This is a genomic window from Methanoculleus frigidifontis (assembly GCF_030464345.1).
Lineage (GTDB): Archaea > Halobacteriota > Methanomicrobia > Methanomicrobiales > Methanoculleaceae > Methanoculleus_A > Methanoculleus_A frigidifontis.
Map to the genome: position 1 here is coordinate 233,531 of NZ_VCYH01000003.1, position 21,377 is coordinate 254,907.

The following is a 21,377-nucleotide window of genomic DNA, read 5'->3' on the forward strand; positions in this document are numbered from 1 at the left end:
TCAGCACCAAGCTGTGTGAAAGGGGTACTGAATATGGCTAAACCTGTTTTGATGGACTTTTTCGCAGAATGGTGCGGCCCATGCCGCCAGCAGACGCCTATCCTCAACCAGCTCAAAGAGCGGATGGGCGACCAGGTAGAGATCCGGAAGATCGATGTCGGTGTCGATACGGCCGAGACACGGCAGTATGCCGCGAAATATGATATCCAGTTTGTCCCGACTATCGTCATCGAGAAGGATGGCGTCCTGATCCAGAAACTGGTTGGCGTTCAGGACCTGGAGAGACTTGAGGGCATCCTGCGGCCGCTGGTGGAAGCGTGAGGATCGGCATCGTCGGGGGAACCGGGGATATCGGGGAAGGCATGGCACTGCGCCTCTCCTCCACCCACGAGGTCATCGTCGGGTCGCGTGAAGCTGAAAAAGCCATTGCGTCCTGCACCGCCTGCGAGGAGATGCTCAGCGAGCGCGGGCTTGAGTGCAGCCTCCTCGGCGTCGGCAACCAGGCTGCCGTCGATGCGGCGGATGTCGTCGTGCTCGCCCTTCCGTTCAAGCACGTCGCCGGAACGCTTCAGTCGCTCTGCGGGTTTGAGGACAAGATCGTCATCACGCCCGTCAACCCGATCGAGCGGTCGACCTACTTCTACTATGCGCCGCCGCCGGAGGGCTCCGCCGCCATGCTGGTGAAGAAACTGCTCCCGGAGAGTGCCACGGTCTGCGCTGCATTCAACAACATCGCCGCGAAGAAGTGGAAGATCCTCGATGAGGTGCTCGACTACTCGGTCGCTGTCTGCTGCGATGATGAATCGGCAAAACGCCAGGTGATGGATCTCGTCAACGGGATTTCAGAGCTCAAAGCCTACGATGCAGGCCCGCTCGCGGCAGCATCGATGGTCGAGAGCGTCACACCCCTGCTGCTCAACGTCGGACGGCTGAATAAGCTGCGAGACGCCGGTGTCCGGTTCGTATAACCCACCGCCTTTTTTTCGGCTCACTCATCGGCCCTGCAGCGGCGTGCCGGAATGAAATGCCATAAGACCTTCTGCGCTGTATTGTAGGCAAGGTATGACGATACTGGATCGTGAGTTTGAGCGGATCGGGCAACGGCTCTTTGCAGAGCACCTGGTGGGCGGCAGTTTCGGGAACATGAGCGTTCTGGGCGAGGGCGGGTTCTTCATCACCCGGAGCGGGTCGTACCTCGACGCCTGCGGTGCCCCGGTCTTCGTGCCGGATGAGGGCGCCGTCCCGGAGGAGGCGTCGAGCGAGTACCGTGTGCACCGGGAGGTCTACCGCCGGACTCGCGCCCGCGCCCTTGTCCATGCCCATCCCGTCCACGCGGTTGCGGCATCCTTCGATACCGATACCATCCGGCCGGTGGACAGCGAAGGGCAGATGCTCTGCCCGGCGATCCCGGTGGTCGGGGGCAGCCCGGGCAGCGATGCGATCGCAGCAAACGTCGCGGCGGCGCTGGCGGGCGCGCCGGTCGTCGTCGTCAGGGGACATGGCACGTTTGCCGTCGGAAAAACGCTCGACGAGGCATATCTCTACACCTCGGTTGCAGAGTATGCCACGCGGATTCTTCTCTTATCGGGGAGGCTTGGGGGGGCGTAGGAGCTCGATCTCCCGGATGACCTCGCGGTGGAACCCGAGGATCATGTCGCTGATCACGCCGAACATGAATATCTGGAAACCGATGGTGATCAGCAGCACCGTCAGTACCGTCAGCGGCAGGTGCTCGATGTTCTGCAGCCACTCGTAGACGACGTAGATCCCGGTGATCCCGCCGAGGAGCGCTATGACAAGGCCGATCATGCCGAAGTAGAAGATCGGGTTGTTCATCTTTGCAAGCCGGTATATCGTGGAAAAAATCCGAAAGCCGTCCTGAAGCGGGTTGAGCTTCGTCTCGGTCCCGGGGCGTTTGCCGTAGGTGATCGGGACGACCATGATCCGGTGGCCGTTCCGCACCGCCTCGACGGCCATCTCGGTCTCTATCTCAAAGCCCGACTCGGTGAGGTTCATCTGCCGTGCGGACTCCAGCGAAAAGCCGCGATATCCCGAGAGGATGTCGCGGAGATCCCGTCCGTGGGCGAGCCGGAACATCAGGTTGAGGAGGTGGTTTCCGAGGAGGTTTAACCGGGTGAGCGCTCCCTTCTCGGGGTTGGCGAGCCTATCGCCGATGACGTGGTCGAATCCGAGAAAGAGCGGGCGGAGCATCTTCTCGGCGTCGGCGGGTGCGTAGGTGCCGTCGCCGTCGAGCATCAGGGCGTAGGGTGTATCGATATATTCCAGCGCCTCGATGATGGCGTTTCCCTTCCCCTTCCCTGACTGCGTCCTGACGGTTGCACCGGCTTTCTCTGCGATAGCCCGGGTGCCGTCTGCGCTGTTGCCGTCCATGACGAAGATGTGGTGGAAACCCTTCTTTTGGAACGCCTCAACGAGTTCTCCTATCGTCGGAGCCTCGTTCAGCGTGGGGATGAAGATGCAGACCTCATCTTTGTTGATTCTCATCGGTATAGTAATAATGAATTCAGTATCATAAGGGCTTGCATGCACGTCGCCAAAAAAGGCCTCCGGGTGCTCGGCATTGCCGAGAGTTATTCCGGGCGCGAACACTCCACTCTTGCGGGCATCGTGATGCGCAAGGATCTCCGGATCGACGGAGCGGCTTTCTCACAGGTGACCGTCGGCGGGACGGACGCGACCGGTGCCGTCGTGAGGATCGTGGACTGCCTCTCGCGGCGCGACATCAACCTCGTCATGATCAGCGGCAGCGTCATCGCCTGGTTCAACATCATCGACCCGGAGGCGGTCGCGGCGGCGACGGGGCTGCCGGCGATCGCGGTGACCTACGAGGCATCGGAGGGGATCGAGGAGGATATCCGGCACCACTTCCCGGGCGATGAGGGGCGGCTTCTGGCGTACCAACGGCTCGGGGAGCGGATACCGGTGAGGCTCCGCACCGGGCACGAGATTTACATCCGGCCGCACGGGATCGGGGAGAGCGATGCGGCACGCCTCTGCGACGATTTCACGCTCGACGGCAAGGTTCCCGAACCCCTCCGGGTGGCCAGGCTCGTTGCGAGGGGGGCGATGCGGTCGGGGATGGGTGGGTGAACCTGCACGGTTTTTCTTCTGTTTTACGGCTTGGATTTTCTGCACGTATGTTTCCGGGCGGGTCGGAGTGCTGGTCTGCCGGGATGGTCAGGTGACCACGGTGATGCTCCACCGACGCGATTGCCGCCTCGGCCTCAAGTGTGCCTGTCTGCGTTATCCATCTGGTATCCTTTAAGACATGGCGCAGAGCCAAAAAGAAGTGGGAATGGGCGCTGACCAGCCTACCCATCCGTCGTGAACTGCCAGACCGGGCCGGAGACATAATACATATCCCCGTCGGTGGCGACGACCTGCCAGGAGTAGGTCGTCCCCGGCTGCAGCGCCTCCGGCTGATACGCTGTTTCGGACGTTCCGTTCAGTACCGGAGTGAGGGAATCGGGCGACGTCCCGAGATAGATGTCGTAGAGCAGGGGGTACTGGCCTGAGTTCGAGCTGCTCCAGGTGAGCGTCGCATCAGGGGGGACGCCCACTGCTCCGTCGGCCGGAGCCGGCGAGCCCGGCGGGAAGGGGGGCTCGATGATCGATCCCGGGCCCGGGGAGTCGCCGGAGATGCCGCTCCCGTTTTCCTGGACGGTGAAGTTCCAGACATCGCCGGGGATGTAGTACATGTCCCCGTCGGTCGTGTAGACCTGCCAGTAGTAGGTTCCCGCCTCAAGGTCGCCGGGGTCGTACGCGGGCTCGGTGAGGTTTTGTGCGGTCGCCTCCTGTGGCGGAGCGTCTGCAGCGATGCCGACGTCGTAGCGGAGCGGGTACTGGCCCGCATCGCGGGCAGCCCACCGGAGGGTGGTATCGCCGGGTGCTACTGCGGCTCCCGAGGGGGGGGCGGGGGACGTGGGCGGGAAGGGCGGCTCGACGATCGACGAGGCGTCCGGCTCGGAGAGGTCGTTCTGCTCCTCGGGGAGGAGCGGGACGGTGATCGCGGTGGGCGCCTGCGCCAGGGCCGGGACGGTCATGCCGAGGATCAGGATCCCTGCAGAGAGCAGGGCGATGAAGAAGCGTCTGTATGTGTGCGCTGCTGCACCGCGGGCGGTGCTGTGAGTTCTGGTCGTCATTGGTATATTCCTCCATCTTCACGATCTGAGATGATCTCAGACAGACGCCCATACACCGCTGAAGATATATAATTTTTGGATTTTTATAAAAGAATTATTATGAGTCTTTGGCGCTCTGTTTTCACAGATCGCACGTTTTCCCGGTTCTTGAGAGGATGCCCGGAGCAGAGGATGGCTGACGGCGGTTGCCGGGGTGGCGGTGTTTTGATGGAGGCTATCACGCGTGAAAAACGGTGAAACTGCAGGATTTTGGGCAAAATCCATTTTTACGGGCTGTATAGTGGGCGGAACCCGACTCCGGCGCACTGCGGATGGAACTCTGTATACGGGAGGCCGACGGGTCTGTGCCCCTGCACCGCCGAACCCTACGCCCGGATCACCAGGGTCGCGACCGGGCTGCGCTCGATGACGAACGAGCTGACGCTGCCGAGGAAGAACCGGTCGATCCCGCTCTTGCCCCGCGACCCGACGATGATGAGGTCGGCACCGACCTCTTCGGCGAGGGCGACGATCTCGGATCCCGGATCCCCGAACTGCCGGTGGGTCGTGATCCTGACGCCTGCGGCGGCTGCCAGGTCCGCTGCCCGGGCGAGGATCTCCTCTGCTTCACGCTCGAGCATCTCGTACACCGCCTGCTGTGCGGGATCGGCCGGGATGCCGGGCGATATGATATTGTCCATGAAGAGCGAGGGATACAGCCCCGCCTGGATCACGTGTACAACGTGAAGGTCTGCATCGAGTTTCCCTGCGAGATCGATCGCGTCGGTGAGCGCCCTGTCCCCCACCTCCGATCCGTCGGTTGCGACAACGAGTGTTTTCAGCATATGCCTCTCCGTCTCTACAGAGAATGGTCTTACCCGGAATAAAAAGCAGACCGTTTTATCCTCGCCTACGCGGCATACGAGTGCCGGGACAGCCGCTCGCCGGTATCGCGGTCGAAGATCTCGACGGTGACCAGATCCCCGGGGATGAACGTTCTGTCGGTGAAATCGATCGCGATCTTCTCTCCCGGATTCCAGTAATCTTCCCGGCACCCGCTTCCTCCCATCGTCTGCACGCCGTAGTGGTGTGTCGGGATGAAGCTTGCACCATGCAGGGTCTTGATGATGCACGGCGTGATCGCCGCGCCGTTCCGGAAGAACCGTGCCGTCAGGCGGTCGTTCTCGTAGCGCTCCGTGCCGTTGTGGTAGAGGACAACCCGGGAGTCGTAGTTCATCGGGTAGGGGGCTACGTCGCTCTCGTGAAAGACCGCGGATATGATGAGCGGGGGTGGCGGCGGCGGAACGGGCGGCCATTCGAAATTCGGAATGAGGCCGAGCAGAATAACCAGCAGGATCGCGGCGAGAATGATCGCGACGGCGATGAGAATGAGCACGCCGTGGACCTGCGATACGGCACGATCGTTCCACTCCGGCGGTTTCACAGAAGAGTTTTTTCAGAACCGCTGGAAATAAGCGTTGCGATCGGCGGCCGCGGTTCTGCCGGGAAAAAGTGAGGGTTTACTCCTGGTATTCCTCAAGAGCAAGCTGGTATATCCAGTCAAGGAGCTGCGGGCACTCTTCGGGCGTGCACTCCTGGTCGCAGCCTATGCAGGGCAGAATCTCCGTGCCGGCAAGGATCACCGACGGGTCGATCGCACGTTTTTTGGCGCGCAGCAGATAGGTCTTGATGCCGTCGCTCCGAAACTCAATGCGCTCGATCAGGCCGGCATCGATCAGCCGCTTGACGATGCGGGAACACTTGCGGCTGTCGATATCCAGCAGTTTCCAGAGCTCGCTCTGGAGAACCCCCTGCCGGTGGGATTGGATGAGATTGAGTGCTTCTTCCTCCTGGTCGGTCATACGCAATCAGATCAGGGGTGCAATGGTCAGGATGTTATTGCCGCGGATAACGACGGTGCCGAGTGTGCGCCCCCTCTGTTCTCCCGAATACTCGATGGTTTCGTCCATATGGATGTTCAGGTGCTCGTCGACTGCCATCAGGCGGCCCTGGAGTTTGCGGCCGTCATCCTTAATTTCAACGACAACTTTGGAATCAACAAGCGAAAAAACTTTTTTAACTGGAAGTACAATGCCGTTAACCATCCGTTCTAATGTGGTTATTGTCTGTAATTAAGGTTTCCATGAGCTGCAGCGGCCGCCGATCCGGGCGGCACCGCGTGCGCGCCGGACGCGGTGCCGCGTATTTAGACAAACTTAATTGCGCAAACATCGAACTGTTTGCATGATGAGAACCGCCCTGTTCTGTGTTACTCTTGTTCTTCTCCTCACCACGGCGGGCTGTCTGCAGGCCACCGACGATGCGGCAGCCACCCTGGCGGTTACCGACGACACCGGCGTGCAGGCCGTGCTCTCGACCCCGGTTGCACGGGTCGTGTCGCTTGCCCCGAGCGAGACCGAGGTCGTCTGTGCTCTCGGGATGGACGCTCTGCTCGTCGGAAAGACTGATTACTGCAACTACCCGCCGAAGATCGAAGGCGCGCAGTCGGTCGGCGGGCCGAAGACGCTCAATGTCGAGAAGATCATCGGGCTGCAGCCCGATCTCGTTCTCGCCACCACGGTGACCGATACCACAAAGATCGAAGGGATACGGGCGATGGGGATCCCGGTCCTCATCTTCAGGCTCGAATCGCTGGAAGACATCCATCGCAACATCGAAACCGTCGGTACGGTGCTGGACTGTCCGGACGCGGCGGCGGCCCTGGTCGGCAGGATGCAGGAGCGGGAAGCAAACGTATCCGCCGCCCGGCACCCTGCAGAACCGGCGGCGGTGCTCTACGTCCTCTGGGACGACCCGCTCTACGTGGCAGGGAACAATACGCTGCAGGACGACCTGATCCGCCGGGCCGGCGGTGTCAACATCATGGCCGATGCTGAGGGCTACGTCGTCGCATCCGATGAAGCGGTGCTCACCCGGGCGCCGGATGTCATCATCGCCTCCACGTCGCACACGGCCGGTACGGCACCGATCAAGGACCGCCTCCTCGCCAGGTCTGTATTCGCGGATGTTCCGGCATTCCGGAACGGCCACATCGTCACCATCGACGCCGACCTGGCCAACCGCCCCGGACCGCGGATGGTCGATACGCTGGAGCTCTTCGCCGCATGCATCAACGCATAAATCCCCTGTGGATGTATCTCGGCTGTTCTGTGCTCCTTCTGGCCAGCGCGGTTCTTGCGGTCTGCATCGGGGAGTCGCCGATAGACTGCCGGACGGTGTTTGCGATCGTCGCCGCCCACCTGCTGGACCCCGGAGCCGGATATGCCACAGCGGACGAGACGATCATCATGCTCATCCGGATCCCGCGGGTGATTCTCGCCGCGTTCGTCGGGGCGAGCCTCGCCGTATCCGGCGCGGTGCTTCAGAGCCTCTTCCGCAATCCCATGGCCGATCCGTTCATCCTCGGCATCTCGAACGGTGCCGCGCTCGGCGCCTCTGCAGTCCTGCTCTACGGTGTTTCGTTCGGCCTCGGCCTCTTCAACCTGCCGCTGGCGGCGTTCGTCTCCGGGACAGTGACGATCCTGCTGGTCTACGAGCTGGCGCGGACCGGGAACCGGGTGGCGACGAATACCCTCCTCCTTTCCGGGATAGCCGCATCGGCGTTTATGTCCGCCTGCACTTCTTTTCTGCTCTTCGTGTCGAACGAAAACCTCCACCAGGTCATATTCTGGATGATGGGCGGCTTTGCCGGCCGGACCTGGGAGCACGTCGTCATGCTGCTGCCGTTTACCCTGCTCGGCGTCGGCGTCTTCCTGACTCTTGCCCGTCCCCTGAACGCGCTGATGTTCGGGGAGGAGTCGGCGCTCTACCTCGGCGTGCGGGTCGAGCGGCTGAAGAAGATCCTGCTCGTCGTATCGGCGGTCGTCACCGGAGCAGCGGTTGCGGTGAGCGGGATCATCGGGTTTGTGGGGCTGATCGTCCCGCACATCGTCCGGCTCATCGCCGGATCCGACCATCGCGTCCTGCTGCCGCTCTCGGTCCTCATCGGTGCGACGTTCCTCATCCTCGCCGATCTCCTGGCGCGGCTCGTCATCGCTCCGGCGGAACTTCCTATCGGCGTCATCACCGCGCTCTGCGGTGCCCCGTTCTTTGTCTACCTCCTGCGGTCGCGGCGGGGTGCGGCATGAACCGGCTCGACGTGAACGCCGTCGGGTATGCCTTCGGCAGCAAGACCGTTCTCGACGGCGTCAGCATGACCTGCGCCGAGGGGGAACTCGTCGGTGTCGTGGGGCCGAACGGCTGCGGGAAGACGACGCTGATGCGGTGCATGGCGGGGTATCTTGTTCCGGATGCCGGCTCGATCGCGTACAACGGCCGCCCGCTCCGGGATCTCCCGCCGCGTGAGTGCGCCCGGATACGGGCGGTCGTGGAGCAGCAGCTCGTAACGCCGTTCGACTTCTCGGTCTACGAGTACGTGATGCTCGGCAGGACACCGTATCTCGGCCGGTTCGGCTCGGAGACTACGGAGGATCACCGCTATGTCGAGGATGCGCTCGGTCTGACCGGGAGTTCTCCTTTCCGCGACCGGCTGATAGGCACCCTCTCCGGCGGCGAACTGCAGCGGGTGATGATCGCCCGGGCGCTTGCCCAACGCCCCGGGATTCTCCTGCTGGACGAGCCGACATCGCACCTCGATGTCCGGTACCGGCTTGAGATCATGCACCTGCTCCGCGACCTCGGCGGTGAGCGGGCCGTCGTCGCGGTTCTCCACGACATCAATGATGCCTATGCCTTCTGCGACCGCGTGCTGCTCCTGCGGCAGGCGAAAGCGGTCGCGTTCGGGCCGCCTGCAGAAGTCCTCACGGCCGGTGCGCTCAGCGATGTCTTCGGTGTCGTCGCACACCCGCTGGAGCATCCCGGGACGCCTGCTCCTGTGCTGTCGTTCACCCTGCCGACGCCCGTCCGCCGCAGACGGGCAGGACGCATCGTCGTCATCGCCGGGGGCGGCTCTGGGCGGCATGTCATCGCGTCGCTGGTGCACGAAGGCTATGATCTGCGGGTGGGCGTTCTGAACGAGGGCGACCGCGACCTCGAGCTTGCCCGTTCACTTGGGTGCCCGGCGCTGACGGAACCGCCGTTCTCCCGGATTGGGCAGGGCAGCCTGGATGCGCTCCGGGACTGGTGCATGGATGCCGACGCGATCGTGCTCGCGGCGATGCCGGTCGGCGAGGGAAACCTCGGCAACCTCGTCGTCGCGGAGGAGCTGCTCGGCACAAAGCCCCTGGTGCTCTTCGCCCGCGATCAGACCTTCGGGTGCCTCGATTTCACCGGGGGCCGCGGCGAAGAGGCATACCGGTCCGTTGCACAGGGCGCTCCGGTCGCATCGTCGGTCGGGGAGCTGCTCGGGCTGCTCGAACGGGAGATCCCAAAGGCGCCTTCGCTCTCCGGTGCGGAGGAGTGAGGGGCGCCGCTTCACCGGGCGGGGACAACAATTGCGCCGGTCACCCCTTATGGGGTTTTTCGAAGATCCGGCCAGGATGCGGCTTTGTCAGTCGCGATACGCGGGACTGTCTGAAGAAGAGAACGGGCTCGGAAAGAAAAGAGATTATTCGGGGAGGGGTCCCCATCTGTCCTTCAGCTGCTCTTCGACACCGGGAAGGGTCGTGTACTCCATCTCGTCGAGTGAGAGGCGGTGGGGCTCGAACGGCCCGTGGTTCCGCATAATCTCCGAGATCTCGCAGCATTTGTTGCGGACGAGGTCGAACGCCGGGTCGTCGAACATATCGGCGGGGCCGATGAGCTTGCCGTCCGAGACCTGGAACCCGAGACAGATCACGCGGGGCGGTCCGTCGAACTGGGTGCAGTTGGCATCGCAGACGCCGACCGGCATGAACGGCCCGTGGTGCGACCCGCGCATCCAGCCTGCAACCAGGATCGGCGTCCGGAAGGGATCGATGACCTCGCCGACGGAGGGGAACCCGCTCTGGGCGCGGACGACCATGACCGGGTCGTCCTTGCCGACGTAGCGTCCGGCCATCATGTTCAGGCGCTGCGTGCTCGTCGACGCGGCGATCTCGCCGTTCTTCTTCCAGACGTACTTGATGACGTAGCGGGACGGCGCACCGATATACGCGAGCAGACTGTAGATGTCCTCCGGGGTGTGGAAGTGGATCTTCCGCTTCTCAATAAGGTCGTGGACCTCGAAGGTAAAGCCGTCGTGCATCGACGGGTCGATGACGAGACCCGACGTGTTGAAGGGGTCTGCAAACATCTTGTAGAGGAAGAAGTTCCATGCACCGGGCTCGGTCTTGTCTGCCATGAAGACGAGAAGCGGATCGCTGCCCCGCTCCTCAAACTCCATCTCCGCAACGCCGGGTCCCATGCCCTTGACGTTGCCGCTGAAGGCGTCGCCGAGGAGGTCCTGTCCGGCGCCGTAGAGTTTCATCTCTTTTGCCATCTTGGCGCATTCCATGAAGATGTTCCACGCGAGTTCGTGGATCTCGGCGTTGTCTTCACCCTTGGTGTGGGTTATGATGAGCTCGAGATCGTCGCCGCAGTGGGTCACAAAAGAGTCGGTAATGATCGTCCCTTCGACCTCTTTCAGCATCTGGGCTGCTTTTTCAAGAAGTTTCGGGTGGGTGCGGGAGTGTCCGGGGAAGCTCCCTACATCTGCCTTGATAACCGAGACGGTGGTCTTTGCCATAGTATCACCAATAGTACCATGGGCATAGCTCCTATCCATATAGGTTTTGCCCTATAGGTACATGCGTCCAAGACGAAAAAAGGTTGGTGAACCGTTAACGGCTCAGTCGATCTGTATCGCCTTGCCCCGCTTGAATTTGACTTCCAGAACGCCGTTTTTATATGAGGATTGCATTGATTCGGCATCGACGGCCGGAAGGTCGACCGAGGTCAACTGGTTGCCTTCGGCGATGACGGTCAGCGTCCCGGCGATGGTTGAGAGGTTGATCTTGTCCTTCTCGACGCCCGGCAGGTCGATTGCCACCGTCACTTCGTCGTCGGTCAGGTATACTTCGGCGATAGGTTCGATGGAGCCCTCGGATGTAGACTGGGCTTCGACATCATGAGCTCCGCTCTCCGAAGCAAGTTCGGCCTTCGCTGCGTCCATATCGGTGATGACGATCTTGAAACCGTAGGCAAAGGGTCTGTTTGTGTCCCCCTGCTCTTTCATCCCCTGTTCCATGAGGCGTTTCATCAGTTCGTTGAGTTGCTGGAAGATGTCTGCTGGGCTGTCGGTCATATGCATCACTGTCGCTTGCTGTTGCTGCTGTGGGGCGGATGGTCGTACCGCCCTCCAAGAGAAGAGCCCTCTCTTCTCCCCTTTCGGAAAAAGATGGGATCTTCGTTAGAACGCCGTTCCTGCCACCGGCAGGGGCCGCTCTATTCTGGATTTCAGTTCCTGGGTGAGGCGCTTGATATCGCTGAAATTCTTCTTCCTCTTGTAGACCTCGGCCTTGAGAGCCCTGACAAGATCCTTGATTTCAGCCTCTCCTTTCCCTGTCTCCCGCATCTCGGCGCGCCTGATCGTCGAGACAGCCTCTTCGAGCGTCGAACGCTGCTCCTGGTTGTAGATGATCTCCCAGGAATGGCGTTCGTGCTCCTCCAGCTTGTCCATGTCAAGCGTGCCTTTCACGCGGGAGAGGGCTTCTTCGAAGTCGCTGCGGGTGACCTGGATGTTGCGGGCTGCGTTGCGCCGCTCCTCCTCGGTCTTGTCAGCCATCGATGCGATAAACTTGCGCATGGCCGCGATCTTTGCCTCGCGGACCACCGCTTCGATATCGGCACCGACGTAGCCTTCGGTCCTCTCGACCATGTCGTCGATGCTGACATCGCCGGCAAGGATCTCTTTCTCCCGAAGGTAGACTTCGAAGATCTTTCTTCTGCCTTCCCGGTCAGGCGGCGGAACGTAGATGATCCGGTCTAACCTTCCCGGGCGCAGCAGCGCCTCGTCCAACATGTCCGGGCGGTTGGTAGCGCCGAGTACCATGACATTGTTGAGCTCCTCGAGGCCGTCGAGCTCTGTCAAGATCTGGCTTACCACACTCTCAGTTACGTGGGATGATCCTATATAAGTACCGCGTTTTGGTATGAGCGCATCAATTTCATCAAAGAAGATAATTGACGGCGCAGCCTGCCGCGCTTTCCTGAATACCTCACGTACGCCCTTTTCTGACTCTCCAACCCACTTCGACAGCAGTTCAGGGCCCTTTATAGAGATGAAATTGCTTTCGCTTTCGTTAGCGACCGCCTTTGCAAGGAGGGTCTTGCCCGTACCGGGGGGGCCGAAGAGCAGGATCCCGCGGGGCGGTGCGGTGGCCAGCTGGTCGAAGACCTCCGGATATTTGAGCGGCCACTCAACGGCCTCGGTGAGTTCGCTCTTCACCTCTTCAAGGCCGCCAACGTCCTCCCAGGAGACATCGGGTATCTCCACGAGCACCTCGCGCATCGCGCTCGGTTCGACATGTTTCAGCGCTTCGATAAAGTCGTCGTTCGAAACGCGCAGCTCCTCGATGATCTCGGCAGGGATCTCCTCCTCGATGTTGATCCGCGGAATGACCTCGCGGAGCGCATGCATCGCCGCTTCTTTTGCGAGCAGCGATATGTCGGCGCCGACGAAGCCGTGCGTCGAGCGTGCATACTCGTCGAGGTTCACATCCTCTCCAAGCGGCATGCCGCGCGTGTGGATCTGGAAGATCTCCTGCCGTCCTTTCGTGTCCGGGATGCCGATCTCGATCTCACGGTCGAACCGGCCGCCGCGCCGGAGCGCCGGGTCGATTACGTCCGGGATGTTCGTCGCCGCGATGACCACGACCTGTCCGCGTGCCTTCAGCCCGTCCATCAGCGCCAGGAGCTGGGCGACGATGCGCCGCTCGACCTCGCCCTTCACCTCTTCGCGCTTCGGGGCGATGGAGTCGATCTCGTCGATGAAGATGATCGCGGGCGCGTTCTCCTGCGCCTCCTCGAAGACCTCACGGAGGCGCTCCTCGGACTCACCGTAGTACTTGCTCATGATCTCGGGGCCCGAGAGGGTGATGAAGTGCGCGTCGACCTCGTTTGCAACCGCCTTTGCGATCAGCGTCTTGCCGGTGCCCGGCGGGCCGTAGAGCAGCACGCCCTTCGGGGGCTCGATGCCGAGGCGCTCGAAGAGTTCGGGGTGCCGCAGCGGCAGCTCGATCATCTCGCGGACGAGCTGGAGTTCGCGCCCGAGGCCGCCGATGTCCTCGTAGTGGACGTCCGCCAGTTCTTTGCGTCCTTTCTCCGGCTCGTAGGGAGTCTCTTTGAGCTCCACCTCTGTGCTGTCGGTGACGATGACGATGCCTTTCGGGGCGACCTTGGAAATGACGAACGTCAGGGCGTTTCCGAGGATGTTCACCCGGATGCTCTGCCCCTCGGCGACCGGTCTTCCCCGGAGCAGCCGGCCGAGGTACTGCTCTCCGCCGACAAGCCTGATCGGCTGGGTCGGCTGGATGGTGATCTTCTTTGCGTAGCCTGCTTCGGACTTCCGGATCCGCACCTTGTCGTCGATGCCTGCCTGGACGTTGCTCCGGGTGCTTCCGTCGATCCTGAGAATGCCTTTGCCGGTGTCCTGCGGGAATCCCGGCCAGACGAGTGTTGCGGCCTTGGCTCGCCCCTCGATCTCGATCACATCCCCGCTCACGAGATTGAGAGCCTTCATCAGATCGATGCTTAAGCGGGCAATACCACGACCGGCGTCCTCGTGAGCCGCTTCTTTGATGGTAACTTCAACATAATTGGTATCTGCCATATGATTGGCCTCCTCGCGTATGTTTACCCAAGGTGAGTGCCAATAATATATAAATATTATTGTGTCAGGAGCGATGGTTGCAGTCGATGATACCTTTTTCGGTGACGATATAGTCCATGGTAACGTCGTTTGGCTCCGCCGGGAGGAGCGCGACCTCCTGGCAGGAATATGCGATGCCGATGGTCACTGGGTGCGGACAGCGTTCGAGGAACCGATCGTAGTAGCCGGCACCGTATCCCAGGCGGTTGCCGCTTTTGTCGTAGGCGAGCATCGGCACGACGACGACCTCCACATCGGCCGCCCGGGCCGGGATCTCGTGGCCGATCGGCTCGGGGACGCTGAAGGTGCTCGGCACCAGGACCGAGAGGTCTTCGAGGTACGAGAGCCGGAGGGTGCAGGTCTCCCGCTCGATGATCGGAACGATGACCCGCTTTCCTGCTGCGAGGAGATCGGCGATGATCCCCTCTGTCTCGACCTCGGGGTCTTTGGAGGCATAGACCATGATCTCCGTGTGCCCATCGAAGAGGTCGCGGAGCCGGTCCCGGATCGCCCGGCTTTTTCGGGATGCTTCGGCCGCCGGGATGGCGCTCCGTGCCGTCTTCGCCTGCTCGCGGAGGTACTGTTTCGTCCGGCTCATTTTCATCAGGATCTCGACCGGAATGCTCTTAAGGTTTGCACAGCGGCGGTGCAAAGGTCACCGGCCTTCCGTCCCGCAGGCGTCGCGAAACTCCCGCAGGGCCGTCGCGAGGATCTTTGTTTTGCCGATGAGCCCGGCTATCTGGAGGGTGTCGAGGATCTCGTCGCGGCTGGATCCCGCACGGAGGGCCGCCCGGATATGCACCTTCAGGCATTTGTCGGCGCCTGCACCGGCGGCAGCGGCGACGGCAACGAGTTCTGCGGTCCGTGCGTCCAGGCTCTCGGGGCGGGCGGTTTTGTAGTCCGCGAGAGCAGCGAGGACGAACGCTTCGGGGCGCTCCTGCAGAATGGGGAAGATGAACGGCACCGTGCCCAGCATCGCTTCGGTGTCGGCGACGATGTCGTCGCCGATCTCCTCCGCGTGGCTGAGAAATGCATCGAGTATGCGGGTATTTTCCGGATTCATTGCTCTCGGTATGCAGTATGCCGCTCTTCTGCTGAAAAGGTGTTGTTTTGATCGGGCACGGCCGGTTCCTGACCGCCGTACCCTGCGTTCATTTAACATGAAAGAGCCCCTCTGCTTTCGGTTCTTGCACGTGCCCGCAGAACCGGTCACGAAGAGCGGTATGAAATGCCGGATCCGTGAATACGGTTTTTCGTTGGATTACCGCTCCCCCTGCTGCATTTCTCGGCACGCTTTCACAAGTGTCGCGGTCGGGTTCCAGAGCACCGCAAGGAATACTCATCAATGAGCAGTGTCCGTCCCGGACTATCGCATCGGGGTGGGGACAGGGGAGGGGGCCCGGCCCCTTCCCCTGGTACCCCTCCCCCATGAAGATACTCCCCACGGTACGGTTGTCAGTGAAAGTGTTGCAGAGAGCAGACCTCGTAATGTTGTACAATGTGCTGAGCCCTTACTCAGTGAGCGTTTGATAGAGAGTCCCTGCAGCCACCGCCACGGGCGACCCGCCTGCAGCCCCGAAAAAAAGGAGTATCCGGTATTTAGAAGTTGAAGTGCCGGGAGACGATCTTGAGTGCGCAGAAGTCGCCGCACATTGTGCAGGCATCGGCATCGGCGGGCGAGCGCTCGTCGCGGATGGCTTTTGCGCGCTCCGGGTTGATCGCGACGGCAAACTGGCGGCCCCAGTCGAGGTCGCGGCGGGCGTGCCCCATCTCGAGATCGGCGTCGCGCTTCTTGAGTTTGATCATGTCGCCGACGTGAGCGGCGATCCGGGAACTGATGACGCCCTCGTAGACCTCCTCCGGAGTGGGGAGCGCCAGGTGCTCGGCCGGGGTGACGTAGCAGATGAAGTCCGCGCCGTACGACGAGGAGAGTGAGGCGCCGATTGCGGCGACGCGGTCGTCGTAGCCGGGAGCGATGTCGGTGACGAGCGGGCCGAGCATATAGAACGGCTTTCTGTTCGTGACGCGCTTCTGCAGGACGACGTTCGTCTCGATCTCGTCGATCGGGATGTGGCCGGGCCCTTCGACGATGACCTGCACGCCGGCGGCATGCGCCTTGTCCGCAAGCTCGGCGTTGATCAGGAGTTCCTGGATCTGGGCGCGGTCGGTCGCGTCGTGGCATGCGCCGGCACGCATGCCGTTCCCGAACGAGAGTGTCACCTCGTGCTCCTTGAGGATCTCAAGGAGGTAATCGAACTCGGCGTAGAGTGGGTTCTCCTTCTCGTTATGGATCATCCACGCGGTCATGAACGCGCCGCCGCGGGAGACCAGGCCGCCGTGGCGCCCCTGGTTCTGCAGGCGTTTCATGGTCTCGTAGTTGATGCCGGTGTGGATCGCCATGAAGTTGGTGCCGAGCTTCGCCTGCTCGGCGGTGATCCGGAAGAGGTCGTCCTCCTCCATATTGACGACCGCGCCGTCTTTTCGGGCGGCCTCGATGAACGCCTGGTAGAGGGGGACCGACCCGACCGAGAGATCCGTCGCCTCGACGACCCGCCGCCGGATCTCCGCGAAGTCTCCGCCGGTCGAGAGCTCCATCAGGGTGTCGGCTCCGGCGAGCTTGGCCTGCCGCGCCTTCTCAACCTCCATGTCGATATCGACGATGTCGGAGGAGGTGCCGATGCTGGCGTTGACCTTGGTGCGGAGCCCCTCGCCGATACCGCAGATCGCAACCTTGCGGTACGGGGAGATTGGGATGGTGATATGTGCGCCCGCAACGCCCCGCCTGACGAAGTCTTCGGTGACGCCTTCCTGCTGTGCGACTATTTTCATCTCTTCGGTAACGATGCCTCTCTTTGCATCCTCTATGAGACCCATGGGTATAGCGTTGGAAGAAAGAGTTGATAAAGCCTCTTTTTTACAAATCTCGAATAAATCGTGCTTGTTCTCTTCGCAAGTAAATTTGTTTACTCTTACTCAGGCTAAGTTGCATTGCGTGAATGCGAACCTATTCATGAAACCAACACCATATATCCGATTATCTGGGTGACGATGTGAAGGTCAATTTCGGAGGGTTCGTTCCGGTGAGCACCGTCGACTGGCGGGGGAGAGCGGTCTGCACGGTCTTCTTCCGGGGATGCCCCGCGGACTGCTACTACTGCCACAACCGCTCCATCCGCGAGGGCGAGGATATGCGCGAGGTCGCCGAGATCGCCCGGATGATCGATGAGTCGCTCCTGCTCATCTCCGGTGTCGTCTTCTCGGGTGGCGAAGCGACGATGCAGAAGGAGGGTCTGCTCGCCCTCGCCGAAGCATGCAGAAAGAGAGGTCTCGCCGTCGGCCTGCAGACGAACGGCATGTTTCCCGCGACACTGCAGGCGCTGCTCGACCGGGACCTCGTGGATATGGTCGCGCTTGATCTCAAGACCCGCTGGGAGCGCTACGACGAGCTGCTGGCCGTTCCCGCCGTCGACCGGGTGAAGCACTCGCTCGCCCTCTGCACCGCTGCGGCAGAAAGCGGCGATCTCGAGCATTTCGAGGTCGTGGTGACGCTCTTTCGAGGCTGGGAGGATGATCTTGCGTACATCGCCCCCGAAGTCCGGGGTGGAGACCTCGTCCTGCAGCAGGGGGTCTATGGGACCATCCCGCCGCTCACCCGGGAGGAGCTTTTGGCCGTCGCGGATACGCTCTCGCGGCAGGTGGCGGTCCGGACGCGTGAGGACGGTGAAGTGCCCTGTGACGGGCTGGGACGGCGGCAGTGCTGATCTGCTCCTGCCGGTCGTTAAGCATAATACACACGGTAACGAATTTTTTATAAGAAAGTTCTCGGTTCGCCGGACGGCGGACCCTGCGCACGGCCGGTCGGCAAACGACCTTTGGCGTGCAGAGATCCTGAATACGGAGATAATTTTTTGTGATTTATCAAGAGGAGATACCGCTGATGAAGGTAATAGGCGTAGTCGGGCTGCCGGGGAGCGGGAAAGGAGAGGTATCGAAGATAGCCGGAAAGATGGGAATCCCCGTCGTCGTGATGGGGGACGTCATACGGGAGCGTGTCAGGGCTGCGGGACGCGACCCGACCGATACGAATCTCGGTGAGGTCTCCCGGAGCCTGCGTGCCGAACTCGGCATGGACGCCATCGCCCGGCTCACCATCCCGGCGATCGAGAGTCAGGAGTCCCCGATCGTCCTGGTGGACGGGATCCGGGGCGACTACGAGGTTGCGACCTTCCGACAACGGTTCTCCGAGTTCGTGCTGGTCGGCATCACCGCCCCCTTTGCGGTGCGCCTCGCGCGCCTCGCGCGGCGGGGACGGGCGGACGATATGCTGACGGAGGACGACCTCCGCGCCCGCGACGAGCGCGAGCTCGGGTGGGGGCTTCTGCGTGCGCTCAGAGAGGCCGACTATACGGTCGAGAACGCCGGGTCCGTGGAAGACCTGGCCGCAGAGGTGGAAGGCCTCTTTGCCCGTCTCGGAGGCGATGCATGAGCCTTTCACCCTACTTCTCCTCCTCCTCCAAGGTCTGGGAGTCCCGGGACTGGATCTTCGGGATTGAAGAAGCCGGCTATGCAGGCTGGGAGATCGTGGCCGACGGCCGCTACCGGTTTGACAACCCGGAGACCTTCCGCGAGATCCGGGAGGACCTCGCAAGCACCGGGCTTTCCGCGACGGTGCACGCCCCCTACAGCGACCTCAACCTCGCCTCGCTCAACTACCCGATCTGGCGGGAGTCGGTCCGGCAGATCTGCACCTGCATTGAGAAGGCTGCGGAACTGACCGACCGGGTGACGGTGCACCCCGGGTTCGTATCCCCGGTGGGAAAGCTCGTGCCCGAGAAGACCTGGGAGATGCAGAAGAACGCTCTTGCCGAGATCGGGCGGTTCGCCGCCGATCGCGGCGTGCTTGCGTGCCTTGAGAATATGATAAGCATCAAGGAGTTTCTCTGCCGGTATCCCGAGGAGCTGATCGGGATGACCGAGGATATCGAGGGGATCGGTATCACCTTCGATGTCGGGCATGCGAACACCAACGGCATGGTCGCCTCCTTCCTGCAGTACGTCCCGCAGTTCGACCACCTGCACATCCACGACAACCACGGTGTGCAGGACGAACACCTGGCGCTCGGGGACGGGACGATCGACTGGGAGACCGTGGGACGGCGCATCGCCGCCGAGTACTCGGGGGTTGTCGTCGTGGAGGGGCGGTCGCTTGAAGAGGCGAAGAGAAGCCTTGCAGCTTTTGGGAAGTGGTTCGTATAGCGGGGGAGACGCTGCATGTCCACTTCCTCGGCACCGCCGGGGCGCTCCCTTCGCCGCAGCGAAACCCCTCCTGCATACTGATCCGGCGGGGTTCGGATACGCTCCTCTTCGACTGCGGCGAGGGAGCCCAGCAGCAGATGATGCGGGCACGGACGGGCTTTGGCATCGACGCGATCTTCGTCACACACTGGCATGCCGACCACTTCCTCGGCATCTTCGGGCTTGTGGAGACGCTCTCGTTCACGGGACGGACAGAGCCGCTGCATATCTACGGCCCTGACTGGGTGCGTGAGTTCGTCGGCCTGCTCCGGACGGTCGGCAGGGGCAACGTCGGCTTTCCGGTGCACGCCCATCCGCTCGGGCACGGCGCGGTCGTGCCGTTCCCCGGGTATACCGTGCGGGCGTTTGCGACGCGCCACGGGATCGCCGGCCTCGGCTATGTCCTCGAAGAAGACGCCCGTCCGGGGAGGTTCGACCGGGAACGGGCGATCGCGCTCGGCGTCCCCGCAGGGCCGCTCTTCGGGAGGCTGCAGCGGGGCGAGACGGTCCGGGTCGTGCGGGACGGCGTCGAGATCGAGGTCCGTCCCTCCGACGTGATGGGCGACGAGCGGCCGGGCAGAAAGATCGTCTATACCGGCGACACCCGGCCGCTGCAGCACCAGCCGGAGGCGGCTGCACTGATGCGGGACGCCGACCTTCTGATCCACGACGCGACCTTCGACGACGAGGACGCCGCCCGGGCTGCCGAAGTCCTCCACGCTACGGCGGGCGAGGCAGGCGAGGCTGCAGAAGCACTCAATTCCCGCATGCTGGCTTTGGTTCACCTCAGTTCGCGATATACGGGCATAGGAAACCATATACGCGATGCAAAGAGAAATTATAAGGGTGACGTGATCGCGCCGGCCGACCTGACGGTGCTTGAGATCACGTACAGGGGCTGATCGGCGATGGACGGTGATATTGATGTTCCTGGGCATAGGCGACCGGAGCAGGCTTATTCTGACCGGGCTTGCCGCTCTGGTCATCAGTGCCGCCGTGATCAGCATCGCCGGCATGGTTCTCGGGTCTGCCCGTGAGCTCCTGGCGGTCATTCCCGGACTGATGGTGCTGCTCCCGGCGTCCATCAACATGCGGGGGAGCATATCGGGCGTTTTTGCCTCCCGGCTCTCCTCGTCGATGCACCGTGGTGAGTTCGAGGTCGATCTCCGGGAGGGGGAGATCCTCGGCAACAATCTCCGTGCATCGTTTGTGATCACCGTCCTGATCGCCTTTGTTCTCGGTATCTTTGCATACGCCGTCGCCAGGCTCGCCGCCCTCGAGGTGCTCGGCGTCCTCGATCTGGTGCTGATCTCCATGATCAGCGGCGTCGTATCGGGGGTCGTCGTCATGGCGATCACGATCCTCGTCTCGGTTGCAAGTTACCGCTACGGTCTCGACCTCGACATGATCGCCGCCCCGACCGTCACGACCTCGGGTGACATCGTCACCCTGCCGGTCCTCCTCCTCTCCGCATTTCTTGTCATCCTCCTGCCGCCCGGCATCCGCCTGGCGCTGGTCGCGGCTGCTCTCCTTCTGGTTGCGGCGACGGTGGTGTATGCCCTGCAGCGGACCGAGGAAGTGCGCGATGTCGTGCGCGAGACGACATCGCTTCTCATCCCGCTCTGCTTCGTGGGCACCCTGGCCGGCGTGACCTACACCGTGAGCCTCGACAGTCTGATCGCCTTCGCCGCGCTTCTGATCCTGATACCGCCGTTCGCAGGCGGACTTGGTTCGATCGGCGGGATCCTTGCCTCCCGCCTCTCGACCGGGATGCATATGGGTGAGATAAATCCGACGCTGCTGCCGGAGCGCGGTGTCGTGCATCAGTTTATTATCACCTATTTCTATACGCTGATACTGCTCCCGCTGGTGGCAGGAATCGCGCACGGTGGGGCGCTGCTCCTCGGCCTGAACAGTCCCGGGCTGGGGGTGCTGGTCGCCATCAGCGCCCTTGCCGGGGTGGCGATTATGACGCTGGTGAACGGCGTGGCCTACGTGACAGCAACTCTGTCGTTTCGCTACGGCCTTGATCCCGATAATTTCGGGATTCCGGTTATCACCAGCCTGATAGACCTGATCGGCGCAACAGCGCTCATCGCGGTTATTACTCTTGTGCTATAGTGAGAGATATATGAAAAGAGCGCCAAAAAGAC

General features: G+C 61.9%; 24 protein-coding genes. 12 read left to right on the forward strand and 12 right to left on the reverse strand.

The window, feature by feature from the left end; translation table 11 throughout:
• Window positions 1–33 precede the first annotated feature (33 nt).
• The 3 genes from FGU65_RS05990 to FGU65_RS06000 all read left to right on the forward strand — a co-directional run bounded on the left by FGU65_RS05990 (window position 34) and on the right by FGU65_RS06000 (window position 1,608).
• Complete coding sequence (locus FGU65_RS05990) at window positions 34–321, forward strand: thioredoxin family protein (RefSeq protein ID WP_301663517.1); 288 nt, start codon at window positions 34–36, stop codon at window positions 319–321.
• Window positions 318–968: an NADPH-dependent F420 reductase gene (gene npdG / locus FGU65_RS05995; RefSeq protein WP_301663518.1), complete on the forward strand. Its 651-nt coding sequence runs from the start codon at window positions 318–320 to the stop codon at window positions 966–968. The genes FGU65_RS05990 and npdG overlap by 4 nt, the downstream gene beginning before the upstream one ends.
• Window positions 969–1,068: 100 nt before the next feature.
• Window positions 1,069–1,608: an aldolase gene (locus tag FGU65_RS06000; protein WP_301663626.1), complete on the forward strand. Its 540-nt coding sequence runs from the start codon at window positions 1,069–1,071 to the stop codon at window positions 1,606–1,608.
• Here the strand turns inward: FGU65_RS06000 and aglJ are convergent.
• On the reverse strand, window positions 1,582–2,505 hold the full coding sequence (gene aglJ / locus FGU65_RS06005; protein WP_301663519.1) for an S-layer glycoprotein N-glycosyltransferase AglJ: 924 nt from the start codon (window positions 2,503–2,505) through the stop codon (window positions 1,582–1,584). The two genes, FGU65_RS06000 and aglJ, sit on opposite strands and share 27 nt — an antisense overlap.
• Window positions 2,506–2,544: 39 nt before the next feature.
• Between aglJ and FGU65_RS06010 the strand changes: the two genes are divergently transcribed.
• Window positions 2,545–3,111: an endonuclease dU gene (locus tag FGU65_RS06010; protein ID WP_301663520.1), complete on the forward strand. Its 567-nt coding sequence runs from the start codon at window positions 2,545–2,547 to the stop codon at window positions 3,109–3,111.
• 221 nt (window positions 3,112–3,332) lie between these two features.
• Here FGU65_RS06010 and FGU65_RS06015 read toward each other — a convergent pair whose 3' ends face one another.
• From FGU65_RS06015 to FGU65_RS06035, 5 genes are all read right to left on the reverse strand, one after another.
• Window positions 3,333–4,163 (reverse strand): fibronectin type III domain-containing protein, encoded by an 831-nt coding sequence (locus tag FGU65_RS06015; RefSeq protein ID WP_301663521.1) that lies wholly within the window; start codon window positions 4,161–4,163, stop codon window positions 3,333–3,335.
• 365 nt (window positions 4,164–4,528) lie between these two features.
• Window positions 4,529–4,987, reverse strand: a complete 459-nt coding sequence (locus FGU65_RS06020) for a universal stress protein (RefSeq protein WP_301663522.1) — start codon at window positions 4,985–4,987, stop codon at window positions 4,529–4,531.
• Window positions 4,988–5,052: 65 nt separating this feature from the next.
• Window positions 5,053–5,586: a type IV pilin domain-containing protein gene (locus FGU65_RS06025; protein WP_301663523.1), complete on the reverse strand. Its 534-nt coding sequence runs from the start codon at window positions 5,584–5,586 to the stop codon at window positions 5,053–5,055.
• A 76-nt stretch (window positions 5,587–5,662) separates the two neighbouring features.
• Window positions 5,663–6,004: a helix-turn-helix transcriptional regulator gene (locus FGU65_RS06030; protein WP_301663524.1), complete on the reverse strand. Its 342-nt coding sequence runs from the start codon at window positions 6,002–6,004 to the stop codon at window positions 5,663–5,665.
• Between the two features lie 6 nt (window positions 6,005–6,010).
• The gene (locus tag FGU65_RS06035) at window positions 6,011–6,247 is read right to left on the reverse strand and encodes an LSM domain-containing protein (RefSeq protein ID WP_301663525.1); all 237 of its coding nucleotides are present in this window, start codon (window positions 6,245–6,247) and stop codon (window positions 6,011–6,013) included.
• 142 nt (window positions 6,248–6,389) lie between these two features.
• Between FGU65_RS06035 and FGU65_RS06040 the strand changes: the two genes are divergently transcribed.
• Genes FGU65_RS06040 through FGU65_RS06050 form a run of 3 tightly spaced genes read left to right on the forward strand, consistent with a single transcriptional unit; the run spans window position 6,390 to window position 9,564 of the window.
• Window positions 6,390–7,283 carry an ABC transporter substrate-binding protein gene (locus tag FGU65_RS06040; protein WP_301663526.1) on the forward strand — a complete coding sequence of 298 codons (894 nt, stop codon included), beginning with the start codon at window positions 6,390–6,392 and terminating at the stop codon, window positions 7,281–7,283.
• Between the two features lie 29 nt (window positions 7,284–7,312).
• Window positions 7,313–8,290, forward strand: coding sequence for a FecCD family ABC transporter permease (locus FGU65_RS06045; protein WP_301663527.1), 978 nt, complete (start codon window positions 7,313–7,315; stop codon window positions 8,288–8,290).
• Entirely contained in the window at window positions 8,287–9,564 is a 1,278-nt protein-coding gene (locus FGU65_RS06050) for an ABC transporter ATP-binding protein (RefSeq protein ID WP_301663528.1), read from the forward strand. Before FGU65_RS06045 ends, FGU65_RS06050 begins: the two co-directional genes overlap by 4 nt.
• 144 nt (window positions 9,565–9,708) lie before the next feature.
• Here FGU65_RS06050 and fbp read toward each other — a convergent pair whose 3' ends face one another.
• The 6 genes from fbp to thiC form a co-directional block, all read right to left on the reverse strand.
• The gene (gene fbp / locus FGU65_RS06055; protein ID WP_301663529.1) at window positions 9,709–10,806 is read right to left on the reverse strand and encodes a fructose-1,6-bisphosphate aldolase/phosphatase; all 1,098 of its coding nucleotides are present in this window, start codon (window positions 10,804–10,806) and stop codon (window positions 9,709–9,711) included.
• A gap of 102 nt (window positions 10,807–10,908) precedes the next feature.
• Window positions 10,909–11,364: an Hsp20/alpha crystallin family protein gene (locus tag FGU65_RS06060; protein ID WP_301663530.1), complete on the reverse strand. Its 456-nt coding sequence runs from the start codon at window positions 11,362–11,364 to the stop codon at window positions 10,909–10,911.
• A 105-nt stretch (window positions 11,365–11,469) separates the two neighbouring features.
• Complete coding sequence (locus FGU65_RS06065; RefSeq protein WP_301663531.1) at window positions 11,470–13,890, reverse strand: CDC48 family AAA ATPase; 2,421 nt, start codon at window positions 13,888–13,890, stop codon at window positions 11,470–11,472.
• 64 nt (window positions 13,891–13,954) lie between these two features.
• A complete protein-coding gene (locus FGU65_RS06070; RefSeq protein ID WP_301663532.1) occupies window positions 13,955–14,527 on the reverse strand; it encodes a 5-formyltetrahydrofolate cyclo-ligase in 573 nt (190 codons plus the stop codon).
• Between the two features lie 57 nt (window positions 14,528–14,584).
• On the reverse strand, window positions 14,585–14,992 hold the full coding sequence (locus FGU65_RS06075; RefSeq protein WP_301663533.1) for a carboxymuconolactone decarboxylase family protein: 408 nt from the start codon (window positions 14,990–14,992) through the stop codon (window positions 14,585–14,587).
• Window positions 14,993–15,528: 536 nt separating this feature from the next.
• Complete coding sequence (thiC, locus tag FGU65_RS06080; protein ID WP_301663534.1) at window positions 15,529–16,803, reverse strand: phosphomethylpyrimidine synthase ThiC; 1,275 nt, start codon at window positions 16,801–16,803, stop codon at window positions 15,529–15,531.
• Between the two features lie 176 nt (window positions 16,804–16,979).
• Here thiC and FGU65_RS06085 point away from each other — a divergent pair, with 176 nt between their 5' ends.
• The 5 genes from FGU65_RS06085 (at window position 16,980) to FGU65_RS06105 (ending at window position 21,345) form a co-directional block, all read left to right on the forward strand.
• Window positions 16,980–17,690 carry an anaerobic ribonucleoside-triphosphate reductase activating protein gene (locus FGU65_RS06085; protein ID WP_301663535.1) on the forward strand — a complete coding sequence of 237 codons (711 nt, stop codon included), beginning with the start codon at window positions 16,980–16,982 and terminating at the stop codon, window positions 17,688–17,690.
• A gap of 176 nt (window positions 17,691–17,866) precedes the next feature.
• Window positions 17,867–18,415 carry an AAA family ATPase gene (locus FGU65_RS06090; protein ID WP_301663536.1) on the forward strand — a complete coding sequence of 183 codons (549 nt, stop codon included), beginning with the start codon at window positions 17,867–17,869 and terminating at the stop codon, window positions 18,413–18,415.
• Window positions 18,412–19,185, forward strand: a complete 774-nt coding sequence (locus FGU65_RS06095) for a sugar phosphate isomerase/epimerase family protein (RefSeq protein ID WP_301663537.1) — start codon at window positions 18,412–18,414, stop codon at window positions 19,183–19,185. Before FGU65_RS06090 ends, FGU65_RS06095 begins: the two co-directional genes overlap by 4 nt.
• Window positions 19,182–20,126 (forward strand): ribonuclease Z, encoded by a 945-nt coding sequence (locus FGU65_RS06100; RefSeq protein ID WP_437344439.1) that lies wholly within the window; start codon window positions 19,182–19,184, stop codon window positions 20,124–20,126. The genes FGU65_RS06095 and FGU65_RS06100 overlap by 4 nt, the downstream gene beginning before the upstream one ends.
• A gap of 22 nt (window positions 20,127–20,148) precedes the next feature.
• The gene (locus FGU65_RS06105) at window positions 20,149–21,345 is read left to right on the forward strand and encodes a magnesium transporter (RefSeq protein ID WP_301663539.1); all 1,197 of its coding nucleotides are present in this window, start codon (window positions 20,149–20,151) and stop codon (window positions 21,343–21,345) included.
• The last annotated feature ends 32 nt before the right edge of the window (window positions 21,346–21,377 follow it).